The organism is Paenibacillus beijingensis, from assembly GCF_000961095.1.
GTDB classification, from domain to species: Bacteria; Bacillota; Bacilli; order Paenibacillales; family Paenibacillaceae; genus Paenibacillus_O; species Paenibacillus_O beijingensis.
The window spans coordinates 4,711,823-4,725,454 of the sequence record NZ_CP011058.1 but is presented as its reverse complement, the minus strand read 5'-3'; the positions used below and the strand labels follow the sequence as shown (position 1 = coordinate 4,725,454).

At 57.4% G+C, this 13,632-nt stretch carries 13 protein-coding genes; all 13 read right to left on the bottom strand.

Going from position 1 to position 13,632, the window contains the following annotated elements; translation table 11 throughout:
- Positions 1 to 192: 192 nt before the first annotated feature.
- On the bottom strand, positions 193 to 789 hold the full coding sequence (locus VN24_RS21410) for a dihydrofolate reductase family protein (RefSeq protein WP_052703073.1): 597 nt from the start codon (positions 787 to 789) through the stop codon (positions 193 to 195).
- 228 nt (positions 790 to 1,017) lie between these two features.
- On the bottom strand, positions 1,018 to 2,937 hold the full coding sequence (gene thrS / locus VN24_RS21405; protein WP_045672085.1) for a threonine--tRNA ligase: 1,920 nt from the start codon (positions 2,935 to 2,937) through the stop codon (positions 1,018 to 1,020).
- A 405-nt stretch (positions 2,938 to 3,342) separates the two neighbouring features.
- Complete coding sequence (locus tag VN24_RS21400) at positions 3,343 to 4,251, bottom strand: aldo/keto reductase (RefSeq protein WP_045673548.1); 909 nt, start codon at positions 4,249 to 4,251, stop codon at positions 3,343 to 3,345.
- 151 nt (positions 4,252 to 4,402) lie between these two features.
- Positions 4,403 to 5,119 carry an adenosylcobinamide amidohydrolase gene (locus tag VN24_RS21395; protein WP_045672084.1) on the bottom strand — a complete coding sequence of 239 codons (717 nt, stop codon included), beginning with the start codon at positions 5,117 to 5,119 and terminating at the stop codon, positions 4,403 to 4,405.
- On the bottom strand, positions 5,116 to 6,825 hold the full coding sequence (locus VN24_RS21390) for a cobyric acid synthase (protein ID WP_082083982.1): 1,710 nt from the start codon (positions 6,823 to 6,825) through the stop codon (positions 5,116 to 5,118). Before VN24_RS21390 ends, VN24_RS21395 begins: the two co-directional genes overlap by 4 nt.
- The gene (locus VN24_RS21385; RefSeq protein WP_238590748.1) at positions 6,822 to 7,787 is read right to left on the bottom strand and encodes a pyridoxal phosphate-dependent aminotransferase; all 966 of its coding nucleotides are present in this window, start codon (positions 7,785 to 7,787) and stop codon (positions 6,822 to 6,824) included. The genes VN24_RS21390 and VN24_RS21385 overlap by 4 nt, the downstream gene beginning before the upstream one ends.
- A 155-nt stretch (positions 7,788 to 7,942) precedes the next feature.
- On the bottom strand, positions 7,943 to 8,107 hold the full coding sequence (locus VN24_RS27740) for a hypothetical protein (protein WP_158453693.1): 165 nt from the start codon (positions 8,105 to 8,107) through the stop codon (positions 7,943 to 7,945).
- Positions 8,108 to 8,125: 18 nt separating this feature from the next.
- Complete coding sequence (gene cobS, locus VN24_RS21380) at positions 8,126 to 8,947, bottom strand: adenosylcobinamide-GDP ribazoletransferase (RefSeq protein ID WP_238590747.1); 822 nt, start codon at positions 8,945 to 8,947, stop codon at positions 8,126 to 8,128.
- Positions 8,920 to 9,909, bottom strand: a complete 990-nt coding sequence (cbiB, locus tag VN24_RS21375) for an adenosylcobinamide-phosphate synthase CbiB (protein ID WP_045672083.1) — start codon at positions 9,907 to 9,909, stop codon at positions 8,920 to 8,922. Before cbiB ends, cobS begins: the two co-directional genes overlap by 28 nt.
- Positions 9,906 to 10,562: a bifunctional adenosylcobinamide kinase/adenosylcobinamide-phosphate guanylyltransferase gene (gene cobU, locus VN24_RS21370; protein ID WP_045672082.1), complete on the bottom strand. Its 657-nt coding sequence runs from the start codon at positions 10,560 to 10,562 to the stop codon at positions 9,906 to 9,908. Before cobU ends, cbiB begins: the two co-directional genes overlap by 4 nt.
- A gap of 112 nt (positions 10,563 to 10,674) precedes the next feature.
- Positions 10,675 to 11,715, bottom strand: coding sequence for a nicotinate-nucleotide--dimethylbenzimidazole phosphoribosyltransferase (gene cobT / locus VN24_RS21365; protein ID WP_045673545.1), 1,041 nt, complete (start codon positions 11,713 to 11,715; stop codon positions 10,675 to 10,677).
- A 110-nt stretch (positions 11,716 to 11,825) separates the two neighbouring features.
- Complete coding sequence (locus tag VN24_RS21360) at positions 11,826 to 12,602, bottom strand: ABC transporter ATP-binding protein (protein WP_045672081.1); 777 nt, start codon at positions 12,600 to 12,602, stop codon at positions 11,826 to 11,828.
- A complete protein-coding gene (locus VN24_RS21355; RefSeq protein WP_045673544.1) occupies positions 12,599 to 13,630 on the bottom strand; it encodes a FecCD family ABC transporter permease in 1,032 nt (343 codons plus the stop codon). Before VN24_RS21355 ends, VN24_RS21360 begins: the two co-directional genes overlap by 4 nt.
- Between the last annotated feature and the right edge of the window lie 2 nt (positions 13,631 to 13,632).

Here is a 13,632-nt window from a genome sequence, read left to right as displayed (position 1 = left end):
GGGGGCTTCCGCGATTAGCCGGTTGGTTATCGGCGAACGGTTGTATGCAGGAGCGGAGCATGGTGCCGAGTAGATCGATCCGAAAAACCTTCCGATGATCGAACGGAACTGAAGTAGTTCTTATTTTGCATTTATGAGCCCGTTTGGATATCCTAGAACAACCCGTAATGGTAACGGTTTTTCAGGATCGTTCTACTTGTCGACGGATCGCACCGGCCGGTACGTGACCCCTAACACACCGTTACTGTAGATTTTCGAGTCTGCGAGTTCGAGGTTCACTTGATCGTTTATATTGTCGAAGAGGCGCATTCCGGAGCCTGCCACGACCGGACAAATATTAAGGCTGAGCTCATCGAGCAGACCATCGCGCAGCAGCGACCTCACCAAACTGGGGCTGCCGGGGATCTGGATGTTCTTGCCGGGCTGCAGCTTGAGCTTCGCGATCTCCTCGGCAACATTGCCCTTGATCAGGGCCGCCGGCTGCCACTCGAGCGTGTCCACCGTATTTGACACCACATACTTGGTTGAATTGTTCAGGAAATTAGCCATTGGTACGTCGTTGCTCTGGTGCTGCCAAAACTGAGCCAACAGCCGGTACGTACCCGGACCCAGCAGGACGGCGTCCGCCTGCGCGATGCCGGCGGCAATCTGGGTCATTAATTGTTCGTTGATCCACTTGTGGGGCGAGTTTGCGGGCGAGTCCACCACCCCATCCAGCGACATGAAAAGTCCTGCTACAATTTTTCTCGTCGCGAACGCTGCTTCACGAGCATGATTGTCATTTGCCACAGATATTCCTCCCTGTAATGGGCTAGCCTTATTCCAGTTACAGTCCGATCGCAATCTGTTATCATCAAATACTGATTTCGGTATTGAGCCTTTGTATTAATCCCATATTATCACAGTAATGGTTCTTTAATAATTGCTTTCGTAAAACGAGGACGTCTCCCCCGCGAATTAGCTGGGGCTACGTCCTCAACATTCCGGCACAACACCGGCAGCTCTGCCAGTATGGCGCTAATTTAATACTTTCAGTTGAATTTCCTCGATAATGCGATCTACAAACGCTTGAACCTCACTCGTTCCGAGATCTCCTTCCTCCCGTTTACGAACGGAAACAGATCGGTTCGTTTTTTCATTTTCGCCCAGCACGAGCATGTACGGCACTTTGGATAACTGCGCTTCCCGTATTTTGTAGCCAAGCTTTTCGCTGCGTGCATCAACGTCCGCTCGAATACCGTGTCCGCTTAAAATGCTTTTCACTTCGCAAGCATAGTCGATATAGTGATCCGATACCGGCAATAGTTTAACTTGTATGGGTGAAAGCCATACGGGGAATTGTCCGCTGTAATGTTCCGTCAAAATTCCAATAAAACGATCGACGGAGCCGTATACAGCCCGGTGAATGACAACCGGACGATGCTTTTGATTGTCTTCACCGATATAGGAGAGCTCAAACTTCTCCGGCATCTGAAAGTCAAGCTGGATCGTTGCGCATTGCCAGCTCCGTTTAAGGGCGTCCAGTATATGGAAGTCGATCTTGGGACCATAAAACGCCCCGTCCCCTTTGTTGATCCGGTAATAAATACCGCGGCTGTCCAGCACATTTTGCAAGGCTGATTCGGCCTTGCTCCACAGCAATTCCGAACCCATGGAATCGTCTGGCCGAGTCGACAGCTCAATGGTATATTCGAAGCCGAACACTTCATAGATCTCGTCAATTAAAGCGATCACACGGCTAATTTCTTCCTCAATCTGATCCGGGCGGACAAAAATATGAGCATCGTCCTGACAAAACGTCCGCACCCGCATCATGCCGTTCAGAGCGCCTGAAAATTCATGACGGTGAACCTGCCCGAACTCCGATATGCGGATCGGCAGTTCCCGGTACGAATGAAGCCGGTTTTTATAAATGATCATATGCCCCGGGCAGTTCATCGGTTTTAACGCAAACTTGGTATCGTCAACATCGGTAAAGTACATGTTTTCCTTGTAGTGATCCCAGTGCCCCGACTGCTCCCACAACCGCTGGTTCATCATTAACGGTGTCCGGACTTCCTCATAGTTTTGCCGCATCTGCAGCTCGCGGGAAAAGTTTTCAAGCTGATTGCGGATGAGCATACCGTTCTGCAGGTAAAACGGCATCCCAGGCGCTTCTTCAGAAAACATAAACAATTCGAGCTCTTTGCCAAGTTTACGATGATCGCGTTTCTTTGCCTCCTCAAGCAGGAACAAGTGCTCATCGAGTTGGGCCCGCTTCGGAAAAGCAGTGCCGTATATGCGCTGCAGCATCTTATTGTTGGAATCGCCGCGCCAATAGGCCCCTGCAATGCTGAGCAGCTTGAAAGCTTTAATTTTTCCGGTGGAAGGCAGATGAGGCCCGCGGCACAAGTCAAAAAATTCACCTTGATCGTATAAAGTGATAACGGAATCTTCCGGCAGATCATGAATCAGTTCAAGCTTCAGGTGATCATCCCGTTCCGTAAATATCGCCAGAGCCTCTTCCCGGCTTACTTCCCTGCGGCGGATAGCCAAATTTTGTACGGTAATGTTCTCCATCTCTTTTTCGATCTTCACCAAGTCCTCGGGCGTGAGCGACTGTTCCATATCGATATCGTAGTAGAACCCGTCTTCGATAACGGGGCCAATCCCCAGTTTAACGTTTGCTTGCCCGTACAGTCTCGTAAGTGCCTGCGCCAGCAAATGGGCTGTGCTGTGACGATAAATTTCCAAGCCGTCCGCGCTGTCCACCGTTACGATCTCAACCGCAGCATCGGCATGCAGCGGCGAATAAACATCCGCCAACTTTCCGTTAATTTTACCCGCAATAGCGTTTTTCCTTAGACCCGGGGAAATCGACCCTGCGATCTGTTCAATTGTAATTCCGGCTTCAAACTGTTTGACGGCACTGTCTGGAAATGTTACTCGAATAGCCAATCGTGCTCACCTTCCTGATTTTTGAAATCAAGTCAAGCGAAATGCGCATAAAAAAAGCACGCATCCCGCAAAGGGACGAGTGCTTGTTTACTCGTGGTTCCACCCTAATTTCGACCCCATGTAAAGATCGGGGCCCTCATTTGGCATCCTTTAACGGGGATGAACCGGTGACGAATACTACCGTATGGGCAGACATACGGATTCCACATCACAGCTACAAAGGGGTAACTTCATCGTCATGACTGAAGGAGCTTGCAGCTGTCGCCCCTCTCTCTGTGCAGCATGAATAATGAAGTCGTGTCTTTGATCATGGCCTAATTGGTATAACTTGGGTTGAATTATATATGCTCGGAAAATCTCTGTCAATAGCGAGGATTAACAAAGTGCGTTCCTTGCTCAAGCCGCTTAAGCTTCGAGCAAATCGGCCGCCCGGGCGTTCGATTCCACCTGCGCCGGGTTTTTGCAGCCCGGAATGACGCTTGTAACGGCCGGATGCTTCAGGCACCAGGCGAGCGCCCACTCGGCCATCGGCACGCCGGGCGGTACTTCGCTTCGCCTGATCTCCTCGACTTCGCGCAGCAGCTTCTCCCGCCTCTCTTGCGGAAAACGGCCTTCCAGGGAGCGGTGATCGTTGTCGGGAAACGTGGTGGAGGCATCGTATTTGCCGCTCAAGAAGCCGCTGGCGAGCGGGACGCGGGCGAGCACGCCGAGATTTTGTTCCTGGCAGGAAGGCAGCACCTTCTCCTCGGGAGTCCGGTCCAAGCGGTTGTAGACGACCTGGATGACGCCGGCACGAACATCGGACGCTTTCGACGTTTGATAGATATCCGCATTCGAACCTATCGAAATGCCTAAATGACGGATTTTTCCGGCCTCAACCTGCTTGTCCAGCGCCGTCCACAGCTCGTCGTTGTCAAACCATTCATTGCCGAGAGAGTGGAACTGGTAAATATCGACGTAGTCGGTTTTCAGCGCTTGAAGCGACTCGTCCAGCTGCTTGATCACATCTTCCGCCGAACAGCGGTTATCCCTTGCGAAATTGCGGGTGAACAGATGTCCGAACTTGGTGGCGAGAATCCAGTCTTCACGCCGGTCCTCCTTCAAATAGCCGCCGATGAGCGATTCCGACAAATGATCCGGCCCATAGCATTCCGCCGTATCGATCAGGTTGATTCCGAGCTCCTTCGCCCGGCGCAATATGGATCCCACTTCCTCCTGCGTATAGTCGATTCCCCATTCGCCGCCGAACTGCCACGTTCCGACGCCGACAACGGAGACGTTAAGACCCGTTTTTCCAAGTGTCCGGTACTTCATCGTATCATCCACACCCTCTCCCGTATTTTCACCGCGCGTTGAAATAACCAGGTTGAGCAAAACGTTTGTTAACCGTTCCTACACGGAAAGCATACAAGCCGCCGGGTGGAAAATCAACCCATTTACCGTTTATTTGAACCCGCTTCAGCGGCTACCGCTCATGCTGGGTCATGACCGCCTCCAGCACCGTCCGGTAAACGGCCTCCGCGACGGCGCCGCCGATCGTCGTTGCCGTTCCAGCATAAGCGTGGACCGCTCCGTAAGCGGACGAACCGGTTACGCCGAGCAGGATGGCATCCGACGTCGTTCCGGTTGCCGTCAGGCCGGTATCCGCATCCTTGATTCCTGCATCCTGAAGCGCTGCCGCCTTAGCTTCGACGGCTGTCATGAGAGCATTGATCATCGCCGCTTGCGTAAGGGCGCCGTCGATATAAATAAACGAATTGATCGTACCGGGCATGTAGCCGTAAGCGGGAAAAAGCGTCCGGACGCTGCCCGCTCGCGCCGCATTGCTTGTCCCCGCGGTCGTGCAGATGAGCAGGCTGAAGCGGTCGCCGGCCGTCTCTTCCACCGAAGCATGCGATAATTTGGCCGCCGTCAGCAGCACCGACGTTCGTTTCGGATTGAAGCCCCAACTCCTTACCGCCTCTGCGGCGTCACCGTTTGGATCGTTGCCGCGGTAGCTTCTGGGCACCTTCCAGTTGACGAACCGGTTCACTGTCGCCAGCCCGCCCCCGAACACGGCGTTTCCAAGCGTTTGCAGCGGCATGGCGGACTCCAGCACGATCCGTTCCTCGGAATAGGCGAGAACAAGCCCTTCGATATATTTGGACCGGTATTCCGCCGCCGTACGGAACGGCTGGCTCACAGCATCCGCTCCAGTCCAAGTCCGGCCGCCAGCTTTATCCGTTCGATATCTACATGGGCCCTGACATGATCGGCAAGACGGTCGAATGACTGCGCACGGCGCTGCCTGAAGGACATTCCTTCCTCCAGCGGCTCCCAGCCCTTGCTTTCGCGAACGGCATTCAGCCATGCCCGTCTCAGCCCGTCATTGTGAAATATACCGTGCATAAACGTGCCCCAGCACCGTCCGTCCACCGCGGCCGCTCCTTCGGGCACCGCTCCCGCTCCCAATCGAAGCGGATGCGCGCACGATCCCAGAAATTGCACCTCTCCCATATGAATCTCATAGCCTTCCACAGGGAGAGCAGTGCCGATTCCGTCCAGCGTGAATACACCTTCGACCCGCTCCGTCCGTTTCGTTGCCCCAAACACGATATCCATCGGAAAAATGCCGAGTCCCGCGCTCTCGATGTCAGCCGACTCGACCCCGTCCGGATCGAGCAGCCGCTGCGCGAACATTTCGTATCCGCCGCAAATACCGACCGTCCAGCCGCCGGTGCCGATATGGGCCGCCAGCTTGTCCGCAAGTCCCGCCGCACGCAAAAATTGCAGGTCTGATGCGACGTTTTTGCTGCCCGGAACGATGACGGCATCGGGCTCTCCCCACTGCGACGGATGATCCACGTATCTCAGCGACACATCTTCCTCGAACCGGAACGGATCCATATCCGTAAAGTTGGAAATTTTGGGCAGGCGGAGCACGATGACATCAAGTACGCGCTTATAAGCGGAATGCTCTTGCGCCTCCTCTGAGAGCGGGTTCTGAAGGTGACCCGGCGCTTGCGATGCGCTGGCCGGCAGCGACAGCGAATCTTCCTCTTCGAGTCCATGCTCCGGCAGCCACGGCACCACGCCGAGCACCGGCTTGCCGGTCCGCTTCTCCAGCCAGTCGAGCCCCGGCTGCAAAAGCGTCACGTCTCCCCGGAACTTATTGATAATAAAGCCGCATACCCGTTCCCGCTCCTCCGGTTCCAGCAGCTCCATCGTGCCGACAATCGAGGCGAACACGCCTCCGCGGTCGATATCCGCGACCAGCACGACCGGTGCGTCGGCCCATCTGGCTGCCTGCATGTTCACAATATCCCGGCTGCGGAGGTTGATTTCGGCCGGGCTGCCCGCCCCCTCGAGCACGACGGCGTCGAAGCGGCTGCGCAGGCGGGCAAGCGCTTCCTGTACGGCCGCCCCCGCCTGCACCAGCACGTGCTCGCGGTATACGCGCGCCTCGAAATTTCCGAGCGGGACGCCGTTCATCACGACCTGCGACGACATATCGCGCGTCGGCTTCAGCAAAATCGGGTTCATATCCGTCGTCGCCTCAATGCCGCAGGCGTCGGCCTGCATGCCTTGCGCCCTCCCGATTTCTTTGCCGTCCGGCGTTACATAGGAATTGTTGGACATATTTTGCGCCTTGAACGGAGCCGTCCGGTAGCCGTCTTGCGTCAGGATGCGGCATAATGCCGCCGTCAGCAAGCTTTTGCCGACATCCGACGCCGTCCCCTGCAGCATGATCGTCTTCGCCTTCCTGGCGGCGGGACTCCCTTGCGTCTGGGGTGTGCCCTCATCGGCCAAGCGGCTGCATAGCGGTGAATCGTTCCCGCTTTCGAACGTACCGCCGTTTCCGGCATCAATCGGACTTCCGTTTCCGCCTTCAATACGGGTTGGCTTCATCGGCCTGCACCTCCTTCGGCAGCTTGCTCCAGGCAGGAGCGCAGCGCGCGGATAAGCCGCTCATTGTGCTCGCGCAGCTTGACCGCAACGCGGCAGAAGCCCGGGCCGAGTCCGGCAAAATGCGAGGCGTCGCGAATAAGGACGCCGCACCGGCCCATCCGGCGCTGAAGCTCTCCGGCTTCCTTCAGTACGCCGGTATCCGGCAGCCGGAACAAAATGTAATTGACGTCGCCGGGATAAACGGTCAGCCCGAGCTTTCGCAGCTCATCTGCGAGCCAAGGACGCTCCTGTCTCAGCCAAGCGCCCGTCCGCTCCGCAAACGCATCGTCCTCCAGCACCGCTTCCCCGATTTGCTGCGCAAGCGAATTAACGCTCCACGGCACCTGCAGCCGGCGCAGTTCGGCAATTCTCTGTTCTGAGCCTATCACGTATCCGAGACGAATGCCGGGAACGGAATAAAATTTCGTCATCGAACGAAAGACGAGCAGATTGGGCAGTGAAACCGCTTGTCGGACTAACGAATAGGTACGCTCCTCCGGGACGAAATCCATAAACGCCTCGTCAACCGCGACAAGCGAGCCGCTAGCCTGCGCGAGATGAAGCAGCAGCCGCGGATCGGCGATTCGTCCCGTCGGATTGTTCGGCGAGCCGATCAGCCACATATCCGCTTCGCGTCCCGTCTCCGCTTGCAAATGGTGCGCGCGCAGTTCGAAGCCGTCTTCTTCGCTTAGCTTTGCCGCCGCGATATGGCTTTCAGCTTTGACAGCGGCATCCCCGTACTCCGCAAAGCACGGCTGCACGAGGCCCGTCCGGCGCGGACGCCGCGCGCGCACAGCCAGATCAATGAGCTCGGCAGCGCCGTTCCCGACAAGAATATGCTCCTCTCCCACGCCGTGGCGTTTCGCCAGCTTGCGGCGCAGGCCGCGTACCGCCGGGTCAGGATATTGCGTGATGCTGGCCACATACCCCCCAGCACCTTGCTTACCGCTTCCGGCGGCCCGAGCGGATTCATATTGGAGCTGAAGTCGAGAAAATCGTCTGCGGAGAGCCCATACGTTTCTTCCGCCGTCAGCAGATCGCCCCCATGTCCGAATCGTTCCAGCATGTTTCCATCTCCCTATATGTAATTGCAGCAAATGGCTGCACGTTTGCTCTCCCGGCACACGTTGACCGCTTCTGGAGTAAGCTTGCGGCCGCTGCTCACGACGACCGCTTCCACACTAACCCGCAGCCCTTGCGCACGTTGACCGCTTCCCCCAATTAGCCCATGGTAGCTGCGCACTTTAACCGCTTCCTACAGTTAGCCCGCGATAGCTGCAACCGCTGCAAGCAGCAGCGCCGCTTCCAGCAATTCATTGAGCGCCCCGTACGTATCTCCCGTTAATCCGCCGAGCCGCCTGCTGATCCATTGCGCCGATACGGTCCCGGCAGCAAGGCAGAGAAGCAGCGCCAATGCGCACAGCATAATCGTTTCCACCGGCGAAAAAGCGCCGATCCGAGCGCCGGCTGCGGTCAATGCGACACCGACCAGCAGCGAGCCCCAGATGCGGCCCATATTCGCTCCGCGAAAATAGCTGCCCAGTCCGTTCTCCCCTCCCGCATAAGGCCAGCGCACGATGGCCAGGCTCATCCACCAGCGGCTCCATACCGGAACCGCGAACAGCAGCGGAAGGCAAGTGCCCCAATCGGCGCTCTGCAGCAGCGAACAGAGCAGTGAAAATTTCAGCAGCAGCACCAATATGGCGGCCAGCACACCCATCGCGCCGACACGGCTGTCTTTCATAATTTCGAGCATCCGCTCGCGGCTTCTTCCGCTCAGAACGCCGTCGGCCGTATCCATCAGGCCGTCCAGATGCAGTCCCCCGCTTGCGCAAACCCATACCGCGAGCAGCAGCGCCGCTGCCGGCAGCGCCGGCAAAGCGAGATCAAACAGGTAAGCGCAGCCCGCAAGCAGAGCGCCGATCAGCGCGCCGGCAGCGGGAAAGAAGACGAGGCTGCGCGTCAATACAGGCGGCGTAAACGGAATCGCTGCCGGCAGCGGAAAGCGGGTCAAAAATTGTACGGAAGCGCCAAACGGATGCCATACCGTTTCCGTCAGCCTTTTAACAACAGATACAGCCACCAGCCGATCACTCCGATCCAGACCAAAATGCTGACCGCATAGAGCAGCCGCACCGTCCTCACGATATCAAGCGCCTCAAGCGGCCGCAGCGGCCAGCCCATTCGCGCCCGTTCGCTCGTATGCCCAAAATAAACGTTCGTCCCACCGAGCTCGATGCCGATCGCCCCCGCTGCAGCTGCTTCGGGAAAACCGCTGTTCGGGCTCGGATGACGGCGGGCAAAAACCGCCGCCGATTTGAGCGACCGCCATGGATTCATCCCGGGCAGCAGCAGCGCCGACAGCGCCAGCAGCAGCGCGGACAGCCGCGCGGGGATGTAATTGAGCGCGTCGTCAATACGCGCGCTGACGCGGCCGAAATATAAATAACGGTCGCTGCGGTAGCCGACCATCGAATCGAGCGTGTTCGCCGCGCGGTACAGCATCGCCAGCGGCGCGCCGCCGAGCATCGCGAACAGCAGCGGCGACAGAAAGGCGTCGACGATATTTTCGGCCACCGTCTCCACAGCGGCGCGGGCCGCGCCGCGCTCATCCAGCGAGCGGGTGTCGCGGCTGACGATATAACCCGTATATTTGCGCGCCTCATCCATATCCCCACTCATCAGAGGGCGGAAAACGAGCATTGCGGCGTCTTTCAGTCCTTTGACGGCAATCGTCGTGGAAATGAACCAAGCGGTGACCGCATATCCGAGCCACGGATGAATGGCGTCCGCCAGCACCGTCATTCCGAGCATCACCGCAAACGAAACTGTCAGGACGGCCACGGCCAATATTCCGCCGCGATACAACAGGCCGTTATTCGTATACCCGGCTTCCTGTCTGCGCAGCTTGCGTTCCAGATAGGCAATCAACTTTCCGATCATAATGACCGGATGCGGGATACGCCTTGGATCTCCTACCGTCCAATCAATAACGATGGCGGCTGCAATCAACAGCAAAGTTTCCGGCAGCGAATAAAAAATCACAAGTCCTCCCAGGCGAAGGAGACTTTATTCAGATCGACCGGCACGCCGGATACGACCCAAAATTTGCGTTCGCACAGCTGTGCCATCCGCTGGTTCATCCTCCCCGCTTCATCGCGAAACCGCCGTCCGAGCGGATACGCCGGCACGATGCCGCTTCCGACTTCATTTGTTACGAAAATAATCGGGCTTGGAAAATCCGCCGCTGCCTCTTCCAAATCGTTCATCGCCGATTCCAGACTTCCCCGCAATCCGGCCGCTTGCGAATTCGCTTCTTCCGCTTCTTCCGCTTCTGCCCGTTCTTCCGATTGTGCCGGCTGTTCCTTTTCTTCTTCCTTTTCTTCTTCCAGCAGATGGTTCGTTAACCATAACGTCAGGCAATCCACCAGCACAGCAGGCGCACGGCCGCTGCGGATATCGGGACGCCGTTTAAGCTCCGTAAGCCGTTCCGCGAGCGCAAGCGGCTCTTCCACCGTCTCCCAGCTAAAGCCGGACTCCGACCGCTGACGGCGGTGAATTTCGACGCGTTGTTCCATTTCCGTATCCCATATACGCGAAGTGGCGATATAAATTCCCTGGTCCGACAGCCGCATGGCGAGCTGCTCGGCAAATGTGCTCTTGCCGCTTCTCGCGCCGCCCGTAACGAGCACCTTCATGCATACGGCCCCCTAACTTTTAATAATCCTTCATGCCTCAACATCAATTAACAGCCCGGTTTAACGCTCGGTTTCATCGAACGCCACTGTTTATTCGGCCGCCGCAATTCCGCTATCCCTTCGAGATGCCGGCGCTTTCGAACGTTGCCATCTCCTGCATAAGCCCAAGCGCGGCATCGATAAAATGAAAGCAAAGCACCGCTCCTGTTCCTTCGCCCAGCCTCATATCCAGCTGGATAAGCGGGCTCAGCCCTACTGCCTGAAGCAAATCCCGGTGCCCCTGCTCCATCGACAGATGGGAGCCGATCAAATACGGCTTCACCCCGGGAGCAAGACGTACGGCGACTAGCGCTGCAGCCGTAGAAATATAGCCGTCAATGACGACGGGACAGCGGCTTGCGGCAGCTCCGATGATGACCCCGACAAGGCCTGCGATCTCAAGTCCGCCCACTTTCGCCAGCACGCCGAGCGGATCCGCAGCATCCGGTTCGTTGACGGCGATCGCTTTTTTGACAACGTCCACTTTGTGGCGGCGTCGTTGTTCATCAATCCCCGTGCCGCTGCCTACCGAGCGTTCCGGATCGATGCCAGCCAGCACGGAAGCAAGAGCGGCGCTGGCCGTCGTATTGCCGATTCCCATCTCGCCCGTAGCAAACAACCGGACGCCTTCCTGCGCCAGCCGCTCGGCAATTTCAATGCCGGTGCGAACCGCCGCGGCCGCCTCACCGCGCAGCATTGCGGGGCCCGCCGCCATATTGGCGGTGCCCATCCGAATTTTGCGGCTGACAAGCCGCTCATGCTTAAGCTCCGCATTGACCCCGATGTCCACACAGACGACGTCGGCACCGCTCTGGCGGGCGAGCACGTTTACAGCCGCGCCGCCCTCCAGAAAGTTCAGCACCATCTGCGGCGTCACTTCGGCCGGAAACGCGCTGACGCCCTCTTCGCACACGCCGTGATCACCGGCCATTACGATAACGGCACGGCGCGATAATTCCGGCCATAATCCGCCCGCGATGCCTGCAAGCTGGCGGGCGATCGCCTCCAGCTTGCCGAGACTTCCCGGCGGCTTGGTCAGTCCGTCGGAATGGCGTTCGGCCGCGGCGGCAGCTTCTTCGTCAAAAGGAAGAATGCGTTCGATTGCAGATTGGATGGCCTTCTCATCCGCAGCCCCGAATTCGCGATCATCCGCGCCAATCCTCTGCCCCGTTCCACTTCGTTTCCATTCGTTCAAAGTTTGAACCCTCCCTGTCGTTCTTCCTGTCATTTTCCGTTCATAAGCAAAAACTGCGGCCGGCCGTTCGCAGGGTGCGCAACGGCTGCCGCCTCCGTCCCATACACACGGCGGACCAGCGCTGCATCCAATATATCGGCCGGAGGACCGAATGCGGCAAGCTGCCCCTCATGCAGCACCAATATCTCATCGCAGTAAAGCGAAGCCAGATTCAAATCGTGAAGGACGGCAATTGCCGTCAGCCCTCGCTTACGCTGCCAGCCGGAAACAGTATCCATCAGCAAAACCTGAAAGCCGATATCGAGGTACGTCGTCGGCTCATCCAGCAGCACCAAACGCGGCTGCTGCGCCATCACTTGGGCCAGTGCGACCCGCTGCCGTTCACCGCCGCTCAAGTTGTCCATCGTCCGGTGCTGCAGCGCCGATAGTCCCATCGCTTCGAGCACCGAATCGATCAGGGCTTCGGTGTCGGCCTCTTCATCCCCAAGCCAGTTTTGAAACGGAAAGCGGCCCATCGCGACCGTTTCCCTGACCGTAAAACCGACCGGCGGCAGTCCTCCCTGCTGCAGCACGGACAGCCAGCGGGCCAGTTCCTTGCGGGGGTAAGCCGCCGCCTGTTTGCCTTCGAGCAGCAGCTGCCCTGCCGCCGGCTTCTCCACGCCCGAAATGAGACGAAGCAGCGACGATTTCCCGACTCCGTTCGGACCGATAATGCCGTACAGCTTGCCCGGCGCCAGCGTAAACGAAAGACCGCTTAACACCTCGGTTTGTCCGAGCCGGTACGCGACATTTTTCGCTTCGATCATGTCGTTCCCCCTTTAACCGCTTTACGGCGGTAAAGCAAATAAGCAAAAAACGGCGCCCCGATAAAAGCGGTGACGACTCCAAGCTGAATTTCGCGCGGGCTGAGCGCAATCCGCGCCAGCGTATCGGCCCATAGCACGAATATGCCGCCGCCGATTGCAGAAAGCGGGATAATGAGCCGGTAATCCGGACCGGCGATGAGCCGAATCAAGTGCGGCACGACAAGGCCTACAAAACCGATGACGCCTGCAACGGATACCGCCGCCGCCGTAAGCAGCGTAGATGCTGCCAGCACGATCAGCTTGGTCCGCTCCACGCGCACGCCGAGATGAGCCGCATGGCGCTCACCGAGCACAAACAGGTTTAGCGGCTGTGCAAATGCCAGCAGGAGCGGCAGTCCGACCGCAATAAAAGGGATGACAAGATAAACTTCGCTCCATCCTTTTAGCGCAATGCTGCCCATAAGCCAGAACAAAATCTGGTTGACGACACCTTGAGAAAGACTGACCATAAACGATACGAGCGAGCCGAGAAAAGATTCGATGACGACACCGGACAAAATTAACGTCTCTAACCCCATCGCGCCCTTGGTGCGGGCAAGCGCCAGAACACCTGCCAGCGCGACAATTCCGGTTACAAAAGCGACCACCGGAAGCGTCCATATTCCGACCAATGTTTGGTATCCGAACAAAATTAAAAATGCTGCCCCCACCGAACAGCCGGAAGCGACTCCAAGCGTGAATGGATCGGCCAGCGGATTGCGCAGGACGCCCTGAAATCCTGCTCCGGCGAGGGCAAGTGCGGCGCCGATCAGAATGGCAAGCATCACTCTGGGCAGCCGGATTTGCAGCACGATGGCCTCTTGGCCTTCGTTCCAACCGTCGGCTGCGCCTCCAAACAATCGACTCGTCAAAATGCCCCATACATCATGAAGGGACATTCCGGCAGAGCCGAGAGAAAGACTGACAACGACAGAAAAGGCAAGGAGGAGCAAGCCTGCTCCTCCATAACCGTACAATTTGGCTTTGATGC

Excerpts from the sequence above, each read along its gene's own strand:
- VN24_RS21400 (WP_045673548.1), bottom strand. The coding sequence starts at position 4,251 with ATGAAGTACCGGACACTTGGAAAAACGGGTCTTAACGTCTCCGTTGTC.
- VN24_RS21390 (WP_082083982.1), bottom strand. The coding sequence starts at position 6,825 with ATGAAGCCAACCCGTATTGAAGGCGGAAACGGAAGTCCGATTGATGCC.
- VN24_RS21360 (WP_045672081.1), bottom strand. The coding sequence starts at position 12,602 with ATGATCGAAGCGAAAAATGTCGCGTACCGGCTCGGACAAACCGAGGTG.
- cobU (WP_045672082.1), bottom strand. The coding sequence starts at position 10,562 with ATGAAGGTGCTCGTTACGGGCGGCGCGAGAAGCGGCAAGAGCACATTT.